This is a genomic window from Nocardia sp. NPDC050712, from assembly GCF_040654295.1.
Lineage (GTDB): Bacteria > Actinomycetota > Actinomycetes > Mycobacteriales > Mycobacteriaceae > Nocardia.
This window is the reverse complement of sequence record NZ_JBFAHT010000002.1, coordinates 920,881-943,092: the sequence shown is the minus strand read 5'-3', so window position 1 is coordinate 943,092 and position 22,212 is coordinate 920,881. Positions and strand designations below refer to the sequence as shown.

At 69.5% G+C, this 22,212-nt stretch carries 23 protein-coding genes; 14 read left to right on the top strand and 9 right to left on the bottom strand.

Features of this window, described 5'->3' with window-relative positions; all coding sequences use genetic code 11:
* Positions 1-357 precede the first annotated feature (357 nt).
* Together AB0H76_RS14805 and AB0H76_RS14800 are read left to right on the top strand one after the other, a co-directional pair.
* A complete protein-coding gene (locus AB0H76_RS14805; protein ID WP_357322877.1) occupies positions 358-1,254 on the top strand; it encodes an expansin EXLX1 family cellulose-binding protein in 897 nt (298 codons plus the stop codon).
* Positions 1,244-1,618: an ester cyclase gene (locus AB0H76_RS14800; RefSeq protein WP_357322874.1), complete on the top strand. Its 375-nt coding sequence runs from the start codon at positions 1,244-1,246 to the stop codon at positions 1,616-1,618. The genes AB0H76_RS14805 and AB0H76_RS14800 overlap by 11 nt, the downstream gene beginning before the upstream one ends.
* 11 nt (positions 1,619-1,629) lie before the next feature.
* On the opposite strand, the gene AB0H76_RS14795 is transcribed toward AB0H76_RS14800, so the two are convergent.
* Both AB0H76_RS14795 and AB0H76_RS14790 read right to left on the bottom strand, forming a co-directional pair.
* Positions 1,630-3,321, bottom strand: coding sequence for an FAD-binding dehydrogenase (locus AB0H76_RS14795; protein WP_357322872.1), 1,692 nt, complete (start codon positions 3,319-3,321; stop codon positions 1,630-1,632).
* Complete coding sequence (locus AB0H76_RS14790) at positions 3,318-3,956, bottom strand: TetR/AcrR family transcriptional regulator (RefSeq protein ID WP_357322869.1); 639 nt, start codon at positions 3,954-3,956, stop codon at positions 3,318-3,320. Before AB0H76_RS14790 ends, AB0H76_RS14795 begins: the two co-directional genes overlap by 4 nt.
* 646 nt (positions 3,957-4,602) lie before the next feature.
* Between AB0H76_RS14790 and AB0H76_RS14785 the strand changes: the two genes are divergently transcribed.
* Positions 4,603-5,199, top strand: a complete 597-nt coding sequence (locus tag AB0H76_RS14785; RefSeq protein WP_357322866.1) for a cutinase family protein — start codon at positions 4,603-4,605, stop codon at positions 5,197-5,199.
* Between the two features lie 93 nt (positions 5,200-5,292).
* Here AB0H76_RS14785 and AB0H76_RS14780 read toward each other — a convergent pair whose 3' ends face one another.
* The 3 genes from AB0H76_RS14780 to AB0H76_RS14770 all read right to left on the bottom strand — a co-directional run bounded on the left by AB0H76_RS14780 (position 5,293) and on the right by AB0H76_RS14770 (position 7,860).
* Positions 5,293-6,180 (bottom strand): DUF559 domain-containing protein, encoded by an 888-nt coding sequence (locus AB0H76_RS14780; RefSeq protein WP_357322863.1) that lies wholly within the window; start codon positions 6,178-6,180, stop codon positions 5,293-5,295.
* A gap of 170 nt (positions 6,181-6,350) precedes the next feature.
* Entirely contained in the window at positions 6,351-6,959 is a 609-nt protein-coding gene (locus tag AB0H76_RS14775; protein ID WP_357322860.1) for a PadR family transcriptional regulator, read from the bottom strand.
* Positions 6,960-7,017: 58 nt separating this feature from the next.
* Positions 7,018-7,860, bottom strand: a complete 843-nt coding sequence (locus AB0H76_RS14770) for an IclR family transcriptional regulator (protein WP_357322857.1) — start codon at positions 7,858-7,860, stop codon at positions 7,018-7,020.
* A 258-nt stretch (positions 7,861-8,118) separates the two neighbouring features.
* Between AB0H76_RS14770 and AB0H76_RS14765 the strand changes: the two genes are divergently transcribed.
* From AB0H76_RS14765 to AB0H76_RS14750, 4 genes are read left to right on the top strand one after another with little or no spacing between them, the layout of a single operon-like run.
* On the top strand, positions 8,119-8,649 hold the full coding sequence (locus AB0H76_RS14765) for a flavin reductase family protein (RefSeq protein WP_357322854.1): 531 nt from the start codon (positions 8,119-8,121) through the stop codon (positions 8,647-8,649).
* Between the two features lie 47 nt (positions 8,650-8,696).
* The gene (locus AB0H76_RS14760; RefSeq protein ID WP_357322851.1) at positions 8,697-9,827 is read left to right on the top strand and encodes a Rieske 2Fe-2S domain-containing protein; all 1,131 of its coding nucleotides are present in this window, start codon (positions 8,697-8,699) and stop codon (positions 9,825-9,827) included.
* A gap of 2 nt (positions 9,828-9,829) precedes the next feature.
* Positions 9,830-10,048, top strand: coding sequence for a hypothetical protein (locus AB0H76_RS14755; protein ID WP_357322848.1), 219 nt, complete (start codon positions 9,830-9,832; stop codon positions 10,046-10,048).
* Between the two features lie 28 nt (positions 10,049-10,076).
* On the top strand, positions 10,077-10,961 hold the full coding sequence (locus AB0H76_RS14750; RefSeq protein WP_357322846.1) for a VOC family protein: 885 nt from the start codon (positions 10,077-10,079) through the stop codon (positions 10,959-10,961).
* Positions 10,962-10,983: 22 nt separating this feature from the next.
* Here AB0H76_RS14750 and AB0H76_RS14745 read toward each other — a convergent pair whose 3' ends face one another.
* A complete protein-coding gene (locus AB0H76_RS14745; RefSeq protein WP_357322843.1) occupies positions 10,984-11,244 on the bottom strand; it encodes a three-helix bundle dimerization domain-containing protein in 261 nt (86 codons plus the stop codon).
* Between the two features lie 234 nt (positions 11,245-11,478).
* On the opposite strand from AB0H76_RS14745, the gene AB0H76_RS14740 reads away from it, so the two are divergent.
* The 4 genes from AB0H76_RS14740 (at position 11,479) to AB0H76_RS14725 (ending at position 15,694) form a co-directional block, all read left to right on the top strand.
* Entirely contained in the window at positions 11,479-13,284 is a 1,806-nt protein-coding gene (locus AB0H76_RS14740; protein ID WP_357322840.1) for a multicopper oxidase domain-containing protein, read from the top strand.
* A gap of 14 nt (positions 13,285-13,298) precedes the next feature.
* Positions 13,299-14,015: a carbon-nitrogen hydrolase family protein gene (locus tag AB0H76_RS14735; RefSeq protein ID WP_357322837.1), complete on the top strand. Its 717-nt coding sequence runs from the start codon at positions 13,299-13,301 to the stop codon at positions 14,013-14,015.
* 61 nt (positions 14,016-14,076) lie between these two features.
* Positions 14,077-14,559, top strand: a complete 483-nt coding sequence (locus AB0H76_RS14730; protein ID WP_357322835.1) for a nuclear transport factor 2 family protein — start codon at positions 14,077-14,079, stop codon at positions 14,557-14,559.
* 85 nt (positions 14,560-14,644) lie between these two features.
* Entirely contained in the window at positions 14,645-15,694 is a 1,050-nt protein-coding gene (locus AB0H76_RS14725; RefSeq protein ID WP_357322833.1) for an aminotransferase class V-fold PLP-dependent enzyme, read from the top strand.
* A gap of 5 nt (positions 15,695-15,699) precedes the next feature.
* Here AB0H76_RS14725 and AB0H76_RS14720 read toward each other — a convergent pair whose 3' ends face one another.
* Positions 15,700-16,491 carry an SDR family oxidoreductase gene (locus AB0H76_RS14720; RefSeq protein WP_357322830.1) on the bottom strand — a complete coding sequence of 264 codons (792 nt, stop codon included), beginning with the start codon at positions 16,489-16,491 and terminating at the stop codon, positions 15,700-15,702.
* Positions 16,492-16,586: 95 nt separating this feature from the next.
* Positions 16,587-17,171 carry a DUF2867 domain-containing protein gene (locus AB0H76_RS14715; RefSeq protein WP_357322829.1) on the bottom strand — a complete coding sequence of 195 codons (585 nt, stop codon included), beginning with the start codon at positions 17,169-17,171 and terminating at the stop codon, positions 16,587-16,589.
* Between the two features lie 35 nt (positions 17,172-17,206).
* Between AB0H76_RS14715 and AB0H76_RS14710 the strand changes: the two genes are divergently transcribed.
* The 3 genes from AB0H76_RS14710 to AB0H76_RS14700 all read left to right on the top strand — a co-directional run bounded on the left by AB0H76_RS14710 (position 17,207) and on the right by AB0H76_RS14700 (position 21,200).
* The gene (locus AB0H76_RS14710; RefSeq protein ID WP_357322826.1) at positions 17,207-17,956 is read left to right on the top strand and encodes a helix-turn-helix domain-containing protein; all 750 of its coding nucleotides are present in this window, start codon (positions 17,207-17,209) and stop codon (positions 17,954-17,956) included.
* A gap of 74 nt (positions 17,957-18,030) precedes the next feature.
* Complete coding sequence (locus AB0H76_RS14705; protein WP_357322823.1) at positions 18,031-20,172, top strand: TRAP transporter fused permease subunit; 2,142 nt, start codon at positions 18,031-18,033, stop codon at positions 20,170-20,172.
* Between the two features lie 53 nt (positions 20,173-20,225).
* Positions 20,226-21,200: a TAXI family TRAP transporter solute-binding subunit gene (locus AB0H76_RS14700; RefSeq protein ID WP_357326182.1), complete on the top strand. Its 975-nt coding sequence runs from the start codon at positions 20,226-20,228 to the stop codon at positions 21,198-21,200.
* 62 nt (positions 21,201-21,262) lie between these two features.
* On the opposite strand, the gene AB0H76_RS14695 is transcribed toward AB0H76_RS14700, so the two are convergent.
* Positions 21,263-22,210: an alpha/beta hydrolase gene (locus tag AB0H76_RS14695; RefSeq protein ID WP_357322821.1), complete on the bottom strand. Its 948-nt coding sequence runs from the start codon at positions 22,208-22,210 to the stop codon at positions 21,263-21,265.
* Between the last annotated feature and the right edge of the window lie 2 nt (positions 22,211-22,212).

Genomic DNA, 22,212 nt, shown 5'->3' with positions numbered 1-22,212 from the left:
CAGGTGCTGCGGCGTTGCCCAACGGACCTCGTAGGGTTTGCTCGCGGGTTTCCCGGCCTCGGTCGAGATCCTCCGGAAGATGCCGGTACGACGCCGACGTGGGTTTGGCTGGGTGGAGCTTTTCCGATTTTCGGTGGCACCGGCGGGTAGGCCTCGGGGCGATTTGCCCCGGGATTGCCGAATCGGCTCTGTTTCACACTGGAGTATTTACGTTCGCATCGTGCGCGCACGGCCCCCCTGGTTTCCTGAGCACGTCAGGATGGAGAGTCCGCGAGTTGGGTGAGCCGGAAGCCGGGGACAACGGTGCACCGAATACCTCTGAGGCAACATCACTTTCGCTCGGGCTGGGCTTGGACCGTGCTCGGCGCGCTGCTCGCCGTCGTCGGCGTGGTGGTCTGGGTCGCGCGGCCCGAACCGGTTGCCTGCGGGGCTGCCCGCACCGCCACCGACACCATGGCCACCACCCAGGTCGCGTTCCCGCCGAGCAGTTCCGGCGTCGCGACCAAGCGGACCACCACACCCCCGCCGACGGCCGCGCCGTCCGCCGCGGTGCCCGGTGAGGCGCGCTACTACTCCTTCACACCGAGCGTCGCCTGCTCCTATCCGGATCTGCCGCTGGACGGCTTCTACGCCGGCATCTCCACCCACGAGTACGGCACCGCCGATCTGTGCGGCGCCTTCCTCGACGTGCACGGCCCCAACGGTGACGTCCGCGTCCTCATCGCCGACCGCTGCCCGGGCTGCTCGCCGGGGCAGCTGGATCTGAGCACCGCCGCCTTCGAGCGGATCGCCGACCCGACCCACGGCGTCGCCGACATCCGCTACAGCGTGGTCCGCGATCCAGATCCGGCACCCGAGATGATCTACGAGGTGAAGCCCGACTCCTCGGCGAGCTGGCTCGCGATCCTGTTCAGCAATACCGGTAATCCGTTGCACCAGGTCGCGATCCGCGCGTCCGACGCCGACGACTGGCGGCCCCTGACGCGCGGCCCGGACAATCACTGGACCATCTCCGGCGCGGGCGAAGGCCCCTTCGCGGTCCGCGTCACCGACCTCTACGACCAGACCACCGAGATCTACGGCCTCACCCTCGATCCTGGGCCGCACCAGACTGGAGCCCGCCTCTACACGAACGAACCCCCGCCCGTGGAGCCCGCGCAGCCCATCGTCACGCCGGCCGCCCCGACGCTGCCGCCGCCCACCCCGGCCCAGGCGAACACCGGTCAGGCGCTCGCCGAATGCCGTGCGCGCTAACGCTTTAAATCGCGCGGCCTGGTTCGGCGCCGCGATCAGCGATCTCGCTTACGACATCCACCACACCGCCGCCGAGGGCGATCTCGTCGCGGTCAACTCCACGATGCGCGGCCGCCACACCGGCCCGATCGTCTTCTACTCCGAACAAGGCGAGGTCGAGCAGGCCTTCGCCACGACCGGCAAGCCTTTCGCCATCACCCAGTCGCACTGGTTCCGGATGCGCGACGGCAAGATCGGCGAGCACTGGGCCAACCGCGACGACCTGGGTATGGCCGTGCAGCTGGGCTGGGTGCCGCCGACGCCGATCTACCTGCTGCGCTGCGCCAAGGTGAAGCGCGCGGCGCGAAAAGCCTTGCGGGCCTGACATTCTGCCGATCAGCCGGCGCTGAGCCGCGCGGCCAGCGCCCGGCCCGCCGCGCGGCCCGAGAAGATGCAGCCGCCGAGGAAGGTGCCCTCCAGGGCGTTGTACCCGTGCACGCCACCGCCGCCGAAACCGGCGACCTCACCGGCGGCGTACAGGCCGGGGAAGGGCTCGCCGTCGGGGCGGACGACCTGGGATTCCAGGGTGGTCTGCAACCCGCCGAGCGTCTTGCGGGTCAGGATATTGAGGCGGACCGCGATGAGCGGCCCGGCCGCCGGATCCAGGATGCGGTGCGGCTTGGCGACGCGGCCCGCCTTGTCGCCGAAGTACTGGCGGGCGTTGGTGATCGCCATCAGCTGACTGTCCTTGCTGTACTTGTTGCCGATCTCGCGGTCCCGCGCGACGATCTGGCGTTCCAGCGCGTCGTAGTCCAGCCGGGGGCCGCGGGCGATCTTGTTCATGCCGTCCACCAGGTCGCGCAGGTTGTCGGCGACCACGAAGTCGGCGCCGTGCTGCTTGAAGGCCTCGACCGGTCCGGGCGCGCCCTTGGCGACCCGGCTCTTGAGCGTGAGCTTGAGATCCTTGCCGGTGATGTCGGGATTCTGCTCGGAGCCCGAGAGCGCGAATTCCTTCTCGATGATCGACTGGGTGAGCACGAACCACGAGTAGTCCTCGCCCGTGGACAGGATCGCCTTCATCGTGGTGTTGGTGTCGAATCCGGGGAAACACGGTGCGGGCAGGCGCTTTCCGTGCGCGTCGAACCACATCGAGGACGGGCCCGGGATGATGCGGATGGCGTGATCGGGCCAGATCGGATCCCAGTTCATGATGCCCTCGGTGTAATGCCACATCCGGTCGCGGTTGACGATCGCGCCGCCCGCGGCCTCCGTGATGCCCAGCATCCGGCCGTCCACGTGCGCGGGCACACCCGAGATCATGGTCTGCGGGCACGGCCCGAGGCGGTCGACCGGCCAGTTGCGGCGGATCAGTTCGTGGTTGTGCCCGATGCCGCCGGAGGTGACGACGACCGCCTTCGCACGGAATTCGAAGTGCTCCAACACCTCTCGCGAGGAGGCCTGACCGCGCTCCAGATCGGAGTCGGCCAGGATGCTGCCGGCGACGCCGACCACCGCGCCGTCCTCCACGATCAGCTCATCGACGCGATGCCGGAAGCTGAAGCCCACCAGTCCCTTTCGCTCCGCTTCCAGAACCGGCTCGGCGAAAACCCGCACCACCTCGGGCCCGGTGCCCCAGGTCAGGTGGAAGCGCGGCACCGAATTGCCGTGCCCGTCCGCGAAACCGCCGCCGCGCTCGGCCCAGCCGACCAGCGGGGTCACCCGCAAACCCAGCTCGTGCAGGTAATCCCGCTTCTCGGTGGCGGCGAAGCGGACGTAGGCCTGCGCCCACTGCCGGGCCCAGTGGTCCTCGTCCTCGCGGTCGAAGCCGGCCGAGCCGAGCCAATCCTGCAGGGCCAGCTCGTAGGAGTCGTGGATGCCGAGGCGGCGCTGCTCCGGGCTGTCGACGAAGAACAGCCCGCCCAGCGACCAGAACGCCTGACCGCCGAGGTTGTTGCTGTTCTCCTGATCCAGCAGGTGCACCTTGTGGCCGGCCTTGCTCAGTTCGTAGGCGGCGACCAGCCCGGCCAAGCCCGCGCCGACGACGATGACCTCGGCCGCGTCGGCGAATTCGGGAGTGCAGTTCTTCATTTCGATCCTTCGGTGGAGGGGATGCTGTACGCCAGCACCACGTGACAGAAAAGGTCGGTGCGCCGGCGCTGGACGCGGCGGCTGCGCGGTTCCATCAGGACTTGCACGGCGGTGCCGTCGTGCACGGCGACCAGCGCCTGCCCGAGCCCGGTGGGGTCGGGGACGGTGCGGCCGGCCCGCGCGAGCGCGGACACGATGGTCGGGATCAGCGCGGCGACGATGGCCTCCTCGCGCGCGGCCATCACCCGGCGCAGGGCCGGGTTGCGTAGCGCGTGCGCGGTGAACTCCGCGGTGATGCGGAACCAGGCCTCATCCAGCGGTACGGCGCGCACCAGGCGCGTCACCGCCGCGGCGATGTCCTCGGTGCCGTCGACGGAGATGTCGTCCAGGGTGGCGCGGACGTCGGCGAGCAGGTCGGCGGAGCGCTGCTCCCACATGGCCAGGAACAGTTCGTCCAGCGAGGTGAAGTTCGAGTAGAACGCGCCCCGGGTGAATCCGGCGCGCTCGCACACCCGCTCTACCGAGGCCCGGCCGAAACCCTCCTCGGCGAAGACCTCGTAGGCGGCCGTGAGCAGCCGGTTCCTGGTCTCCACCCGCCTGCGGGTGACCCGCGGCGCTCCCGTCGGCGACGCCATACGAACCTCCTCCGCCGTTCGATACAGAAGTGTATTCGATACAGGAACGTATCATAAGTGAACTGAGGTCGAGTCAAAACGCGGCAAGTCACCGTCGCCCGTGGATCGCGGAGCCGTTGCTCGGCGGCGGTGCCCGAGCCTCGAGCCACCGGCTCGAGGTGATCGCTCAGCGAGCAGCGCGCCGCGACATCGGATCAGCAACTTTGTGGCCACCTTGCCGCGTCGACATCGATTCTCGCGGTGTGATATTCACTCCACGGCTGCCGAACCACCGTGCCGAGCGCTGGATTTCAGTGCTTCCGTAGGCCGATTGGGAGATAGCTGATCGTGCGCGACGGCGCGGCCGGACGGTGACATATCGGCTCGGTATCGACTTGGCGCGCGGATGTTTAACGGCCGCAACACCTCTGGATGCGCAAGCAAAATGCCCGCATACAACGATTGCGTGCCGGGCGGGTCTCGCTTGGCTCGGATTGCTTGACGGTCGCTTCGCCGATTCTTACCTTCGCGGATATACAGCCGGGTGATAGTCATCGACTATCACTGCCCGGCATCTCACAACGGCGTGAGTTGGGTGATCACAATGGTAAACCGGAAGATAATTGGCTTCGAAAGGCGGCGACTGGTAAGGGCATTCGCAGTGCTGATGTTCATTACCGGAATCGCGACGGCGAGTCTGGGCAGCACGGCCTGGGCGAACCCCTGTACCGCGGTGGAGGTGATAGTCGCCAGGGGCACCAGCGAACCGGGCTGGCTCGGCAGCGCCGTCGGCGATCCGCTGTACGGCACACTGCTGCAGGCGCTTCCGGTGGACGCCACGGCGTACCGGGTGAACTACCCGGCGGACCTGACGGTTCCGACCTCGATCAGCGACGGCACCCGCGACATGGCCGCGCACCTCGCGCATCAGGCCGCGATCTGCCCCGGCCAGCGTTTCGTCCTCGTCGGATACTCGCAGGGCGCGCTCGTCGTGCACGGCGTGCTCGGCACCGGCAACGTCAGCTCGATGGGCGGCATCCACCAGATGCCGGGCTGGATCGAGCCGCGGGTCGCCGCGGTACTGCTCTTCGGTGACCCCAACCGGCTGGCCGGCTGGGGTGTACCCGGCGAATACGGCTGGCGCACCGGAAGTTACTGCACCACAGGCGATCCGATCTGCGGCGCGGGCCTGGACTGGGGCGCGCACGCCAACTACGGCTGGGCACTGTGGCCCGCGGCCAACTACGCGGCCGCGCGGGTATAGCCCCGATCGGGCAGTGGGGTCGGCGATTGCCGACCCCACTGTCGCGTGTGCCCCAGCACAGCCGTCGCCGGGGGCGCGTACCCGCTGTCGCGTCTACCCCTGCACGGACAGCGCCTGTGCCCGCCAAGCCCGCAGCCCGCGCCGCCGCTGCCGAATGACCGCCGCGACTTCGTCCGCACAGCCCTCGAGCTCACGAAACACATCCGCCGCCGCGTACCGCAGCACCAGTCGATGGCTCAGCACCAACCAGTTCTGCCGCCGGCGGTCCTGGCGGAATACCTCCGGCTGACTGTGGAACTCCCGGCCATCGATCTCGACCACGGTGCGAGTCTCCTCGTGCACCAGGTCGCAGACGAACGGACCCACCGGATGGTTGGCCAGCATCGGTAGCCCACGCCGCCGCATCGCCCTCGCGAACAACCGTTCCGGCTCCGAAGCCGCATGCAACGCGGCCTCGCGCAACTGCCGCCGCATCGCCACCGTGCCGTGTTTCCCTGATCGGCACAGTTCCACGATTTCGGGCGGGGAGACAGTCCGGCCGAGGTGTTTGTCGACCAGCCGATCCGCGGCTTCGCGCGGCAGGACCGATACGCAGTCGAACAGCGTGAGCGCCGCGGACGCCATCGGCACCTCGCGCGATTCATCGACCGAGCCCGCCGGCAACTCGCGCCGATACAACCGCAGCCAGTGGGGCGTCTTGCGATAGGAGCCGGGCGGAACCGTCGCCTCGAAGACCTCCGGCTCGGGCTGCATGTCGCGCAGCCAAGCCGCGGTCCGGTGACTCAGGACCGCCAGCGGCTGCCAAGCCACAATCGCCCGGCACCGGTCCCACCCGGTCGGCGGGCCGGAACAATACGTTCCGGGCAGTAGGCGGGTGTACATACCACGTCGGCAACGGTCGGTGATCGCGCTCTGCGACAACCCCTGGGCCAGTAGTTCCGCGCGCGTGACAACCATGCGGCGAGCCTGCCCCAGCGGCATCCGCATCCTTGGGCGCTCACCTGGAAAAAGTGATCGGTTGTGGATAGCTAGCCGCTTGTGGACAACGAAGACGGGACTGGCAAAACCGTGCACGGATGCGCTGATCGGACGCCGCCGGTCCGCGCAAGGCTTTGAAAATGCACGATTTTGCCCACCCAGCCCACAACCCCTCAGGACACCTTGCGACTCCTCGACCGCGGAGGCCGCTTCGGGGCGTCGGCGAGTTTGGCGATGTCGGTGAGGAGTTCCTTGGCGAAGTCGCGTTCGGCTTCGTAGTGGCGGACGCACCAGCGCAGGACGGCGCCGGGGTAGGCCCAGTCGGGGTTCTCGTCGGCGCCTTCGGCGTCCATCTCGGCCAGCTTGCGCATGCGTTCGGCGTAATCGATGTGCTCGGTGAGGATTCCGCGCAGGCGGTCCGGTTCGGCGAGGTGGCCGAGCCAGACGCGCAGCATGACGCTGTGCTTGAGGACGGGGGCTTCCACGGGTGCGTGGTTGACCCACTGGGCGGCGGCGGCCCGGCCGGCTTCGGTGATGGCGTACATGCGTTTGCCGCGGACGCCGTCGTCCTGGAGCACGGTGCGCGAGGTGGCGTAGCCGTGCTTCTCCAGGCGTTTCAGCTCGGCGTAGATCTGGCTGAAGGAGGGGCTCCAGTAGAAGAACTGCAGGCTCCAGTCGGCCCACTTCTTCAGGTCGTAGCCCGACAATTCCTCGGCGTGCGAGAGCATTCCGAGCACGGCCCAGCTCGTGGTCGGCAGCTCCGGCACCTTGGCTTCACTCATCGCTCACTCACGAATCGGACTATATCGCCCAGGCATATTCCTGACCAGAAGAATCTGGTCAGCGCCACCGGGCATGCCGCGGGAACAGGCTGCGGCCCGCTTCGTGCGCCACCTCCACCAGCACCCGGGCCAGCCGGGCGGTGTCCAGACCTGTTCGCTCCCCGGTGATCTGCGCGGTCAGCGAGAGCGCGGCGACGGCGGCGCCTCGGCCGCGCACGGGGACCGCGACGCAGGCGATGCCGGCCACCGCTTCCTCGTTGTCGACGGCCACGCCCTGGCGATGCCGGATGCGCGCCAGTTCGCGATGCAGTTCGGCGCGGTCGCAGATGGTGCGGGGCGTCAGCTGGGGTAGCGGATCCCGGAAGGAGGCTTCGACGATGCTCGGTTCCAGCGAGGCCAGCAGGGCCTTGCCCAAAGCCGTGCTGTGCGCGGGCATCCGGCCGCCCAGCCGGGTCGGCACGTTGGCGGTGCCGCGACCGCCGGCCTTGTCCAGGTAGAGCACCTCGCGCCCGTCGAGCACCCCGAGGTGCCCGACCATGCCGGTACGCTGCGCCAGATCGTGCAGCAGCGGGCTGACCACGTCGCGAATCTCGTTGTGGTCGGCGGCGAGTCCGCCGAGTTCGAGGGTGCGCATCCCGAGCCGGTAGCCGCCGGGCGCGTGCGCGAGCCAGCGCAGGCGAATCATCTGGTCCAGGATGCGGTGCACGGTGGAGCGCGGCAGGCCGGTGCGCTCGGCCAGTCCGAGCAGGGTGAGCGTCGGCGTGGAACCGTCGAACGCGTCCAGTATCAACGTCATTCGCTCGATCATGGACACCGGTGGTTGCGCCGGCTTGGCGGCCGCTCGACCCGTGCCCGTCCATGCTTCGCCGGACTCGGGATGGGTCAGCATCTCGACCGTCATGGTTACCTCCAGTGGTGTAGCGCGTCCAAGCTTAGGAGTATTTCGACTAGGCATATGCAGTTTCGACACTCCTTGTTGTGTCCCCCATCACAGTGCCGACCCGGGCGGGCCGCCGAATCCCGGAAACTACGTAGATCGCTACGGATCTTCTCGGTAGCCGGAATTCGTTGTTGACACCCCTGCGGCACCCCAGCTTACTTTCATGGCGAAAAGGAATATGTCTAGTCGAAACTTCGTCGTGAAAGGATGGCAGCCCGTATGGCCGTCGACCTCGACTTCAAGGCCGTCCTCGGCCGGTTCTGCACCGGCGTCACCGCCGTCACCGCCCTGGACGGCGACCGCCCGCTGGGCTTCGCCTGCCAATCGTTCTCCGCGCTCTCCCTCGATCCCCTTGCGGTGGCGATCTTTCCGGCCCGCACCTCGACCACCTGGCCGCGCATCCGCGAGGTCGGCCGGTTCTGCGTCAACATCCTGGCCGACGATCAGCAACAGGTGTGCCGGCAGCTGAGCCGCAGCGGTACGGACAAATTCGCGGATCTCACCTGGACCCCGTCCCCCAACGGCGCACCGCTGCTGAGCGGCGCGCTCGCCTGGATCGACTGCACCCTCGCGCAGGAGGTCGACGGCGGCGACCACACCATCGTGGTCGGGCACGTCACGGCGCTCGGCGAACTCCGCGAGGCTCCGCCGCTGCTGTTCTACCGCTCGGCCTTCGAGCGCCTGGCACCGCGCCCGTTGAGTGAGACCCCCGCTACCGGTCTCCGACCGGCCGTCACAGCATCGAAATAGCCCGGCCCGAAATAGACCTGACCGAAATAGCTTCGGAGGAAACACTCATGACCGACGACCAGGTCCGCGTGATCGACACCGGCGCGCCGCCCGCGCGGTACGCCCGCGGCTGGCACTGCCTCGGCCTCGCGGAGGCCTTCCGCGACGGAAAGCCGCATACCATCGCGGCTTTCGGCACCGAGCTCGTCGTCTTCGCCGCGAGCGACGGCACGCTCAACGTGCTCGACGCCTACTGCCGCCACATGGGCGGCAACCTCGGCGACGGCACCATCAAGGGCGACACGCTCGCGTGCCCATTCCACGACTGGCGCTGGAAGGGCAACGGCCGCTGCGCCGGAATCCCGTACGGCCGCCGGGTGCCGCCGCTCGCGCGCACCAAGTCCTGGCCCACGCTCGAGCAGAACAGGCAGCTGTTCGTCTGGAACGACCCGCAGGGCAAACCGCCCACCGACGAGGTCACCATTCCCCGCCTGGAAGGCGCGTTCAGCGACGAGTGGAGCGACTGGACCTGGAACCAGATCGTCATCGAGGGCGCCAACTGCCGCGAGGTGATCGACAACGTCGTCGACATGGCGCACTTCTTCTACGTGCACTTCGCCTTCCCGACCTACTTCAAGAACGTCTTCGAAGGCCATGTCGCCAGTCAGTACATGACCTCGCTCGGGCGCGCGGATGTCCAGGGCGAAACGGCCAAGGAGGTGGGCGGGCCGAACGTACTGCGCTCGGAGGCGCACTACTACGGCCCCTCCTACATGATCGACCACCTGGTCAGCGAGGCCGGCGGCGACACCGTCGAGGCGGTGCTGATCAATTGCCACTACCCGGTGACGCCGACGAAGTTCGTGCTGCAATACGGCGCGATCGTGAGGAAGCGGCCTGGCCTCGCACCCGAGGAGGCCGATGCCATGGCGGTGCGATTCGCCAGTGGGCTGGGCCGCGGCTTCGAGCAGGATGTCGCGATCTGGGAGCGCAAGACCCGCATCGACAATCCGCTGCTGTGCGAGGAGGACGGGCCGGTCTACCAGCTGCGGCGCTGGTACGAACAGTTCTATCGCGATGTCGAGGACATCGACGAGAACATGACCGCCCGTTTCGAATTCGAGGTCGACACCACCCGCGCGGTCAGCGCCTGGGAGGCCGAGGTCGCCGAGAATCTCGCCGCGCGGCAGGGCGTCTGACCGTGGCCACCGTCGCCTGCGGGCAGTGCGGGAACCAGGTCGGCGTGGTCAAGTTCAGCCCCGCCCACACCAGCGTGCAGTGGACCGGCGCCGCCGCGCGCACCTGCCCCGAGGCGGGCCCTGGGCCGTTCCAGGGTTGCCCGGCGCTGCGCCACAGCATCGACGCCGCCGTCACCGCGGGCGCGCTGGGCCTGCACACCCGCGAGCAGGATCTCCTGTGAGCGCCCCTCTCTTCTATTAAGGATCATCATGGCTGTCATCAGCTCGCTCGGTTATGTGAAGGTCGCGGTGAGCGATCCGCACGCGTGGCGCACCTTCGCCTTCGATGTCATCGGTTTCGCGGAAGGCGCCGGGCCGGACCCGGACGCCGTCTATCTGCGCATGGACGAGCGCGCCGCCCGGCTGGTCCTGGTGCCCGGCGAGACCGACAAGGTGCTCGCCATCGGCTGGGAGGTGCGCGACTACCGGGCACTGGCCGAGGTGCGAGCGGCGGTGCGGGCGTTCGGGATCGAGGTCACCGAGTTGCCGCTGGCGGAGGCCGATGCGCGCCGGGTGGAAGAGGTGATCAGCTTCCTCGATCCCTCCGGCACCACGGTCGAGGTGTTCCACGGGCCGGTGCTGGACCACTCCCCCGTCGTCAGTCCGCACGGCAATTGTTTCGTCACAGCGGGATTGGGTCTTGGCCACGCGGTCTTGCCGGTGCCCGATCTGGATGTCGCGTTCCGCTTCTACACCGAGGTGCTGGGCTTCCTGCCGCGCGGCGCGTTCCGCCTGCCGACGCCGCCGGAGTACGGGCCGATGCGGGTGCGCTTCCTCGGCGTGAATAGCCGGCACCACAGTCTGGCGTTGATTCCCTCGGGCGGAGAAGAAGGTTCGGGTCTGGTGCACATCATGGTCGAGGTGGACGCACTCGACGATGTGGGGCGGGCGCTGGACCGGGTCGGCAAGGCCGGATATCACCTGTCCTCGACGCTGGGCCGGCACACCAACGACAAGATGATCTCCTTCTACGTCCGCACGCCCGGCGGCTGGGACCTCGAATTCGGCACCGAGGGCATGCAGGTGGACGAGGCCACGTACACGGCGGAGGAGATCACCGCCGACAGCTACTGGGGCCACGACTGGTCACGCTGACCGGTCGCGGCCCCGGCCGCCGTCACCCCGGGACGGACTGCACGCGCTCCTCCGCGATCGCACGCAGGAATTCCCGGGTGTACCGCTCGGCCAGCAGCGGCAGGAAGTTGTCGAGGGTGGCGCCGGCGGCGAGATAGTTGTAGGCGGCATGCAGCATGCCCGCGACGGCGGCCTCGTCGGCCAGGCCGTGGAACTCCTCTTCCAGCCGGTCGGCGGCCACGCCCAGCGCGACCTCCTGATCGAGCGCGGCATCGGTGGGACGGGTGACGGGACTCTCGGTCACGGCGGTCTCCTCGGCGTGGACGGGATTCCGGGCGCGGGTCTCGCGCCCTCTAGGCGAGTACCCCCGCCTAACCGTCGTCCCAACACTCGATCGCGGGTCTATATCGATAGTTCACCGATTGTTCACCGTTTAGTTGCCACGCGCAGTCGCTCGCGCCGGTGGCGGTGCGCCGGTGAGACGGTGCGGCGGATAGGCTCTCATGGTCTTGTACGTGCGTCCCGGAAGTGCCCCGCTATGCCCGCCCACCCGGCACTCACCCGCCGCACGCTGCTCCGCGCGGCGCTGGCCGCCCCCCTGGCCGTCGCCGCGCCCCGTGCGCAGGCCGACGAGATTCCCTGGCCGCCGACGATCCCCGGCGTGCCGCTGATCCACCGGTCGCCGGTGCTGACCCCGTATGTCGACGAGTTGCCGATCCCGCCCACCCGCGGGCTGGGCGGGATCATCCCGGTGCGCGAGGGCCGGCATTCCTTCCATCGGGATCTGCCCCCGGCGCGCTCCTGGGGGTACGACGGGCTGGCGCATCTCGGTCCCACCATCGAGGTCCGCTCCGGCGAGCCCGCACCGCACACCGTCTTCGCGAACGAGCTGGGCGAGCACATTCTGGCCGGCGATATCGACCTCGATCTGCACGGCTCCGAGCACAGCGACCTGACCCGGCCGAAGATCGTGGTCCACCTGCACGGTGCGCCGAACGAACCCGGCAGCGACGGGCACCCCTACAACACCTTCACCCCCGGCGAGTCCGGCGGCTACGACTTCAACAACGACCTGCCCGCCACCACGCTGTGGTACCACGATCACGCCATGGGCGTGACCCGGCTCAACATGTACGCGGGCCTGGCCGGAATGTACTGGGTCCGCGACGAATTCGACACCGGGGCCGTCGGCAATCCACTCGGCCTGCCGGCCGGGGAGTTCGAGATCCCGCTGATTCTGCAGGATCGGCTGTTCTATCCGAACGGCGAGCAGCGCTTCCATCTGTCGGCGGTCCTGCCGCGCAACTTCTGGGGCGGCGGGTTCAGCGGTGACGTCATGTGCGTCAACGGCAAGGCCTGGCCGAAGCTCACCGTCGGCCGCGGGCTGTACCGGTTCCGGATGGTCAATGCCTCGGCCATGGACGACTACCACCTGTTCTTCGGCAACGGCATGCCGTTCTGGATCATCGGCGGCGACGGCGGGCTGCTGGCCGCCCCGCACCGGGTGACGAGCCTGCGGATCGGGGCGGGCGAACGCTACGACCTGCTGGCCGACTTCTCCGGCCTGCGGCCGGGCGAGCGGGTGGAGTTGCGCAACGACGCGCAGATCAACGCCTTCTCGCAGCTGTCGGGTTCCCGGCTGATTCCGAACATCATGCAGTTCGTCGTGGACGAGCGCCCGGCGTTCACCGGGCCGGTGCCCCGCACCCTGCGCGGCGAGCCGGGCTTGCCGCCGGCGATCGTGCCGATCGACCGCGCCGCGATCACCCGGATCCGCACGGCCACCCTCAACGAACCGGTCGAGGTCAAGCCGCCGTTCCTCTACTTCAACATCAACAACCTGATGTTCGACTCCGAGGACATCGAGCTGCCCGAGGAGGGCGCGGTCGAGCAGTGGAACCTGGTGAATGTCACCGAGACCGCGCACACCGTGCACATCCACCTGGTGCAGTTCCAGATCGTGGGCCGTCAGCTCTACGACGTCGCCGGTTACAAGCTCGCGCACCCGAGCCCGCCGCCGCACACCCGGTGGACCCCGGACGCGGAACCCTTTCTGCTGGGCGAGATGTCGGGCCCCGGCGGTCACGAGGCCGGCTGGAAGGACACGGTGCACTGCCCGCCGTTCCAGGTCACCAAGGTGCTGATGCGCTTCCCGACCCAGGCCGAGCTGGGTTTCGACCCGGATCGCGAATTCGGCGCCGACCGGCACGGCCGACCGCTGCGCGGCTACGTCTGGCACTGCCATCTCGGCGATCACGAGGACCACGACATGATGCTGCGCTACCGGCTGGTGAAACCGGGTGCCCCCCAGCCCGTTCCGCACCAGCACGGCCACGCGCACTGAGCGAGGATGGGCAGATGATCATCGCAGCAGCGCAGTTCGCCCCGGTTCCGGGCGCCGTCGTGCCCAACATCGAGACCATCGCGGCCCTGATCGCGGCCGCCGCGGCGGCGGGCGCGCGGGTCGTCGTCTTCCCCGAGCTGGCGGTGCACGGCTACGCGCCGGCGCTGATTCGCGACGAGCCGGACAGCTGGCTGGCGCAGGATGATCCGCGCCTGGATCCGATCCGCGCGGCCTGCCGGGCCGGTGCCGCCGCCGCGGTCGTGAACGCGGCCGTGCGCACCGCGGGTGGCCGGCCCGCCATCACCTCGCTGGTCATCGGCCCCGACGGCGCGCTGCTGACCCGCTACGACAAGCAGCACCTCTACCGTCCGGAGGACGAGATCTTCGCGACCGGGGACCGGGACGGCGGCTTCGAGCTCGACGGCCTCCGCTTCGCGCTGGCGACCTGCTACGACAACCGCTTCCCCGAGCTCGCGGCGCGCGCGAAAGCCGCAGGGCGCCAGGTCTATCTGGCGAGTTCGGTGCTGGATGTGGACAACGATTCGTTCGAGCAGGTCTACCCGATCCGGGCCCGCGACAACGGGCTCTATGTCGTGCTCGCCAATGCCACCGGAACCAACGCGGCGGGCGTGTGCGAAGGCGGCAGCGGGGCCTGGGGTCCGGACGGCGCGCGGATCGCCGACGCGGGCACCCAGCACACCGGGTACGCCCTCGTCGAGGTGCCGTCCTGATCACCGGAACGGCGCTGGTGAACCTGTTGTCCCGGCCGGGCGCGCGTGCGAGCCTGAGCGGATGGATCTCGCTGCCCTGGAAGCCATCCGCCGGCTGAAGTACCGCTACTTCCGCACCCTCGATCTGAAGCTGTGGGACGAGTTCGCCGACACCCTCGCCGTCGACGCCGAGGGCCGCTACGGCACGCACGCGCTCGGCAAGGCGCTGGTGCTGGACGGGCGCGCGGCGATCACCGACTTCATGCGGCAGAACCTCGGCCCGTCGGTGGTCACCACCCACGTGGCGACCCAGCCGGAGATCGATGTCGAGGGCGACACCGCCACCGGCTCCTGGCTTTTCGAGGACACCGTGATCGCGACCGAATACGGTGTGCTGATTCGCGGCTCGGGCTACTACTCCGATACCTACCGCCGCGACGGCGACGGGCAGTGGCGCATCACCAGCACCGGCTATCAGCGCATCTACGAGGCGTCGCAATCGCTCGCGGACACACCGAGTTTCCATCTGCTGACGAACATGTGGGCCACCGCCGGAACCGACTGATTTCGCGGCCCGATTGGCAGGAGATCGGTCCAGTTTGGCAGTAGTGGCGCTGGACGGTGCCGGGGCGCGGAGCCATGCTCGGGGTATGTCCCTAGCACCTGCCGAATTCGCCCCGGAGACCGCCTATCTCAATACCGCCTCGCACGGCCTGCCGCCCGCTCGGGCGCTGGCGGCCCTGCGCGAAGCCCAGGATCGTTCCGCGGCCGGACGCGGCGCGCCGATGGTGCACGACCACCTGGTACCCGAGCTCCGGGCCGGGTTCGCGCGGCTGCTGGACGGGGCCGCCGCCACGGATATCGCGCTGGGCGCCACGGTGTCCGCGCTCATCGCGCCGGTCGCCGAGGCCCTGCCCGCGGGCGCGGAGGTATTGGTGGCCGCGGGAGAATTCGCGTCGGTGACGATGCCGTTCCTGTTCCGCGGCGACCTCGCGGTGCGCACGGTGCCGCTGGAGCGGCTGGCCGCGGAGGTGCGGCCGGAGACGGCGCTGGTCGCGGTGAGCGTGGTGCAGTCCGCCGACGGGCGGATCGCGGACACCGCGCTGCTGCGCGAGGCCACCCGGGCCAACGGCGCGCGCCTGCTGCTCGACGCCACGCAGGCGGCGGGCTGGTTGCCGCTGCGCTTCGCCGAGGCCGACTACTGGGTGTGCGCGAGCTTCAAATGGCTGGCCGGCGCGCGCAGCGTCGCGTTCCTGGCCGCCACGCCCGAGGCCACCGCGGCCCTGCGCCCGATCGGGCCCAGTTGGTATGCCGCCGAGGATCGCTGGGCCGAGCTGTACAACCCGGTCGCCCTGGCCGCCACCACCCGGCGTTTCGATCAGACCCCGGACTGGCTGGGCGTGGTCTTCGCCTCGGCGGCGCTGGAATTGTTCGAGGAACTGACCATCGACAAGATCCACGCACACAACCTCGGCCTGGCCGAGCGCTTCCGCACCGGCGTCCGCGGCCTCGGCTACCAGCCGCTCGAGCAGGCGTCGGCGATCGTCGCCGTCCCCGATGCCGGCCCGGCAGCGGACCGCCTCGAACAGGCCGCGGTCATCGCCTCGGCCCGGGCCGGCGGCCTACGGTTCTCCTTCCACCTCTACAACTCCGACGCCGACGTCGACCGGGCGCTCGCCGCGCTGGGCGAGCGCCGGTAGCCGACTCACAGATCGGGCAGCGGGATGGCCAGATTGGGGACGATCAGGCCACCGTCGGGTTCCAGGATCTTGCCGGTGAGGTACTTGCCCGCCGGGGAGACCAGGTAGAGGGCCGCGGCGGCGATGTCCTCCGGTTCGCCGATGGTGTGCAGCGGCGTCTTGGTCTCGAGTTCGGTCCGCATGGCGTCGTTCCCGGCGACCACCTCCAGGGCCGAGGTGAGGATCGCGCCCGGCGCGATGCCGTTCACCCGGATCCGCGGGCTCAGGTCCGCCGCCGCGAGCCGGGTGTAGTGCGCCAGTGCCGCTTTGGCGGTGCCGTACGCCGCGAACGCGCGCCCGGGCAGTCGCCCCATGGCCGAGGTGATGTTGACGATCGAACCGCCGCCGGCGGTCTCCAAGATCAGTGGCACCGCGGCGCGGACCAGGGCGTGCGCGTTGGCCACGTTGAACGCGAACGCCTCCGAGAGCGCCGCCGGCGTCGTGTCCAGCAGCGGGCTCGGCATCGCACCGCCGACATTGTTGACCACGATGTCGAGCCGGTCGAATTCCTCGACGGCCGCCACGGCCAGCCCGGCCGCGGCCTCGGGATCCCGCAGGTCCACCGGCACCACGTGGGCCCGGCGGCCGAGCGCTTCGACCCGTTCGGCCACCTCGTCGAGCTGGTCCTTGGTGCGCGCGGCGATCACCACATCCGCGCCCGCCTCGGCGAATGCCAGCGCGATGGCCGCACCCAGCCCGCGACCCGCGCCCGTGACCACGGCGACCTGCCCGTCGATCCGAAACCGATCCAAAATCATTTCAGCTCACCACATCCACGTCGATGCCAACCGTGCGCCCCCGATTGTGCGCGACGGCATCGTGATGGGCGACTCGGGATCTCGGTAACCGGTCGCTATCCCACGCCGCGGGTGGCCCAGCCGCGCTCGATCATGGCCAGCAGCGCGGGATAGACCAGCAGATACCGGAACGGCAGGATCAAGGCCATGTACACCTTGCCGAACAGCCCGTTCGGCTTGGTCAGCACCGCCAGCTGGCCGCGGTAGCCGCCCGCGCCGTCGGGCACCCAGCCGATGTGCATGACGCCGTGGACGGTCCGGTTGCCCATCTCGGCCACCCATTCGGTGTCGGTCAGATACACCGAGGTGAACGGCACCGTGGCCAGATCCGGGCCGCGCGGTCCGTCGCGCAGATCCGCGGGCAGCCGGTCGCGCAGCGTCGGCACGCGGGCGCCGACACCGGAACGCTCGGAGTCCCAGCCGAGCAGTGCCCCCAGCTTCCAGCGCGTCGCGAACAGCGCCCGATAGACCCGCGACGGCTGGGCGCCGCGGTCGTCGGCGGCGAACCAGTCGACGAGTTCGCGCAGCTCGTCCGGGCCGCCCGGGGTGGGCAGCGCCCAGACGTCCTCGATCACGAAATCGCCGGCGACCGCGTGGATCCGCCACGGCAGGTCGGTGTGCGCGCTCTTGGGGAGTCTCATCGTGCGGCCTTCCGATCGAATGCAACCATGGACCCATGGTCGAGCTGGCCGGGTCCTGGCGTATTGAACGAAACGGCAACGCGGCCTTCGCCGCGGTCGGCGCCGAGTTCGCCTGCATCGGCGAGAGTTCCGCGGCCGAACCGGGCGGGTTCCGGCACCCGGCCTGGCAGCTGGTGCTGGCCACGGGCGCACCGATCCGGGCCCGCGGCGGTGCCGGTGCGCCGGTGACCGGGCCCGCGATCCTGGTGTCCCCCGGCCTCTTTCGTACCTTTCGCTACCCCGCCGGTTACGTCTCGCTGTGGATCGATCCGCATCGACTCTCGGGCCCGCCGGGCATCCACGCGCTCGACCACACCCAGGCCCGGCGGCTGTGCGCGGGCTTCGGCGGCGAACTCGAGCCGGACCGGCTGCGCGCGGCGATCGAGCACACCCTCGGCCCGGCCGCACCGCTGGATCCCCGCCTGCGCCACGCCCTGGAACTCCTCGATCACGACTTGCCCGCCGCGGCCATCGCCACTCGAGTGGGGTTGTCGCCCCGCCGCTTACGGCAACTGGGCGCGGCGGCGATCGGCTGCCCGCTGGCGACCCTGCGGCGCTGGCATCGGCTGCGCGAAGCAGTCGTCCAGCTACCGTTCCGTCCCGCCGCCGAGGTGGCGGCGCGCACCGGGTTCTCCGACCAGTCGCACCTGGTGCGCACCACCGTCGCGATGGGCGGGGTGACCCCGGGTTCGATGGGCGCGCGGTGGCGGGCGCTGCCCGAAATGTGTGTCCAGCCGCACACCTAAGGAAAAGTTAAGGTTCAGGACCACTAGTTTCGAAACTCTGTGATCTTGACCTAGGGCGTTGATATCGTCGCGCCATGTTGGACTCGCAGGACGCTCGATCGGGGGACGAGGCGTCGGCTGCGCGCCGTCAGTTACCCGAGCAACCCGAGCTGGAGAACGCCCCGCCCGGCCCGGACGAGCCGGTCGAACCCGGAAAGTTCGAGACCACGCGGATCGAATTGCCGGACGAGCCACGGCAATTGCCGGAAACGATCGAGGTCGACGACGAGGAGCGACCGGCCCGCGAACTGACCGGATGGGCCGAGCGCGTGGTGGCCACCGTGGCGTTCGCGGTGGCGCTGCTGGCGCTGTGGCAGGTGTTCCGCCCGCTGCCGCAGGGCAGTCAGTACTACCTGGTGGTGTTCCTGGCGGGCACGCTGCCGCTGGCGTTCCTGGCCTACCGCTCCGGAATCAAGCGCCTGGACCGCGAATCCGGCCCCGGGCCACTGGACTGGGCGCTGGCCGTGGTGACCCTGCTGGTGTGCCTGTACCCGATCCTGCCGTTCCAGATCGGTTCCGGCGGCGGCGGTTACGACGAGTTCCTGGATCGCCAGGCGCTGTTCGACCCGGTCGACGTCGCCATGGGCGCGATCCTGCTGGTCCTGGTGCTCGAAGCCTGCCGCCGCACCACCGGGTGGGTGCTGCCGCTGGTGTGCCTGGTGTTCGTCGCCTACGGCTACTACGGCGGGCTGATGCCGCAGAACTGGTCCATCGCCCATGCGGGGCTGGACTTCTCGCAGGTCATCGACGCGCTGTACAACTCGGCGAGCGGCTTCTTCGGCACCCCGCTGGACGTGGCGGCGACCTACATCGTCCTGTTCACCCTCTACGGCGCGGTGCTCGAATTCTCCGGGGCCGCACAGTTCTTCGTGGATCTGTCGGTCTCGGCGTTCCGGCGCTCGCGCACCGCCGCCGGGCGCACCACCGTCGCCTCCGGATTCCTGCTCGGCACCGTGTCGGGCTCGGGCACCGCGACCGCGGTCAGTGTCGGCGCGGTCACCTGGCCGATCCTGCGCAAGGCCGGCTACCCGCCCGAGCAGGCCGGCGGCATGCTGGCCGCCGCGGGCGTCGGCGCGATCCTGTCCCCGCCCACGTTGGGTGTGGCGGCGTTCATCGTCGCCGAGTATCTCGATGTCTCCTACGTGACGGTGCTCGGCTGGGCGCTGATCCCGACCCTGCTGTACTACTTGGGAATTCTGCTCGCGGTCGAGATCGACGCGCGCCGGCTGGGCACCCGGCCGGTGGAGGTCGCCACCACCTCGATCTGGCGGCTACTGGGCCGGTTCGGCTACCACTTCCTGTCGCTGATCGTCATCGTCGTGCTGCTGCTGGCCGGTGTCAGCGCCACCAAGTCGGTGGTCTACGCGACCGCGCTGGCCTTCGTCCTGGCGTTCCTGGACAGCAAGACCCGGGCCCGCGCGCGCTCGCCGCGGCTGATCTTCACCGCGCTCAGCTCCGGGGTGCGCTCGGCGCTGCCGGTGGTCGCGGTGTGTACCGCGGCCGGTGTGATCACCGCGATGACCACCAAGACCGGGCTCGGCGCGCAACTGGCCGCGCTGCTGGTCAAGGCGGCCGGCTCGATCTCGGACAACCAGACCGTGATCCTCGCGCTGACAGTGATTTTCGCGGCGATCGCGCTCGCCATGCTCGGGCTGGCGATTCCGGTGACCGCCTCGTTCATCATCGGCTGGGCCATCATCGGGCCCGCGCTGCTGGCCCTCGACGTGCCCGCGCCCGCGGCGGCGATGTTCGTCTTCTACTACTCGGTGCTCTCGGAGGTGACGCCGCCGACGGCGCTGGCCGCGGTCGGCGCCGCCGCGATCACCGGCGGGCGCACCATGCCGACGATGTGGCAGACGCTGAAGTACGCGCTGCCCGCGTTCCTGGTGCCCGTGGTGTTCGTGATGACCGACAACGGCGAATCCCTTTTGGGCCGTGGGCCTTTGCTCGGCGTGCTGTGGACTACGGTAGTCGCGTGCCTGGCCGTAGCCGCGCTTGCCACCGCCACCGGCGGCTGGATTCTCGGCGTCGGCCCGGCCGGCACACCGGCCCGCGTGCTCGCGGCGCTGGGCGGGCTTACGCTGCTGTACCTGGAGCCCGGCGCGATCATCGCCGGGCTGGTCGCGGTGGTCGCGGCCGTAGGGGTCACTGCCCTGTCAACAAGGAGGACGACATGAGCGCAGTCGCAAAGGGTTTCGTCAGGTCAAGACCGGCAGGGGTGATCGCCGTGCTGGCCGTGGCGACCCTGTCGGCCGGGCTGCTCACCGGCTGCGGTGGGCGCCGCGACGCGCCACAGACCGACGCGGGCGGGGAGGTGAATTGCGAAGTGCACCAGGAGACCCGGGTCGGCATCGCCACCGGCAACGCGACCGGCGTCTACTTCGCGCTCGGCAACGCCTACGCCGAGCAGATCTCGCAGGCCACCAACGGCACCGTGAAGGCGACCGCCGCGGAGACCGGCGCCTCGGTGCAGAACATCCAGCAACTGGTGGCCGGCACCTATCAGGTCGCGTTCTCGCTGGCCGACTCCGCCGCCGACGCCGTGCTCGGAGCGGGCAGCTTCGACGGGAAAAAGCAACCGGTACAGGCGCTTACGCGGCTCTACCCGAACTACACCCAGGTGGTCGTGCGCAAGGGCGCGAACATCAACTCGGTCGCCGACATGCGCGGTAAGCGGGTCTCCACCGGGTCGCCGAAATCCGGCACCGAGGTGATCGCGAACCGGGTGCTGCAAGCCGCGGGCCTGAACCCCGACAGCGACATCTCCGCCCAGCGCCTCGATCTCACCAAGACCGTGGATGGTATGAAGGACGGCTCCATCGACGCCATGTTCTTCTCCGGCGGCCTGCCCACCCCGGGCATCACCGACCTGTTCACCTCTGCGCGCGACCAGGTCAAGTTCCTCGACATCGCCGGCCTGAACCCGGCGATGCAGAAGATCAGCCCCGTCTACGAGGAAGGGGCCATCCCCGCCGCCACCTACGGGCTGACGGCCGACGCCAAAACCATCGTTGTCCCCAACGTGCTGCTGGTCCGCGACGATCTCGACGCCAACCTGGCCTGCGTCCTGGCCAAGACCGTGTTCGACCGCAAAACCCAGCTGGAGCAAGCGAATTCGGCCGCCAAGGGCATCGTCAAGGACGATGCCAAGAAGACCGAACCGGTCCCGCTGCACCGCGGCGCCACCAAAGCCCTGACCAGCTGACACCACACCCACCGAAGCCCCCTGCCCAGGTCGGCAGGGGGCTTCGTCGGGCCCGCGCCGGGCTACGAGCCCCCGAGCGCCCGGCGGAGTGCGGAATAGGCCGCGGCGGCAGCGACTTTCGCGTCCGGCAGGTGATCGCCCATGCTGAAGAAGCCGTGGAACTCGCCGTCGTAGCGAATCACCTCGGCCGCCACGCCCGCCGCGCGCAGGCGCGCGCCGTAGGCCTCGCCCTCGTCCCGCAGCGGGTCGTATTCGGCGGTGACGATGTGGGCCGGGGGCAGGCCGGTGAGATCGATGGCGCGGGCGGGGGCCGCGTAGGGGTCGTCGCCGTTGCCGTCCGGGCCGAGGTATTGCGCCCAGTACCACCGCAAATGGTCGGCGGTGACGAAGTAGCCGTCGGCGTTGTCCCGGTAGGAGCCGCTGTCGCACGCCGGGTCGAGCATCGGGTAGATCAGCAGTTGGTGTGCGAGCGCCGGGCCACCCCGGTCGCGTGCCAGGAGCGCGGTGACCGCGGCCAGGTTGCCGCCGGAGCTGTCGCCCGCGACCGCGATCCGGCCCGGGTCGCCGCCCAGCGACGCCTTGAGTTCGGCGACCCAGCACAGCACCGCGTAGGCATCCTCGGCGGCGGCCGGGAAGCGCTGCTCGGGAGCCTGGCGGTAGTCGACCGAGACGACGATCGCGCCCACCTCGTTGGCCATGGCGCGGCACAGCTGGTCGTGGGAATCCAGGCTGCAGATGGTGAATCCGCCGCCGTGGCAGAAGATTACGGCGGGCAGCTCGCCGGTGGCGCCGGCCGGGTGATAGATCCGGACCCGGACCGGTGGCGCGCCTTCGGGCCCGGGGACCAGTCGCTCCTCGACCTTGCGGACCGGTATCGGCGTCACCGCGGCGGCCGGGCGGGCGGCGAGCATCCGGCGCGCCTCGGCGGCGTCCAGGACCTGGGTGCCCAGTCGCGGGAACGACGCCGCGGCCGCGTCGACGATGACCTGGGCTTCGGGTTTCAGCGGCATCG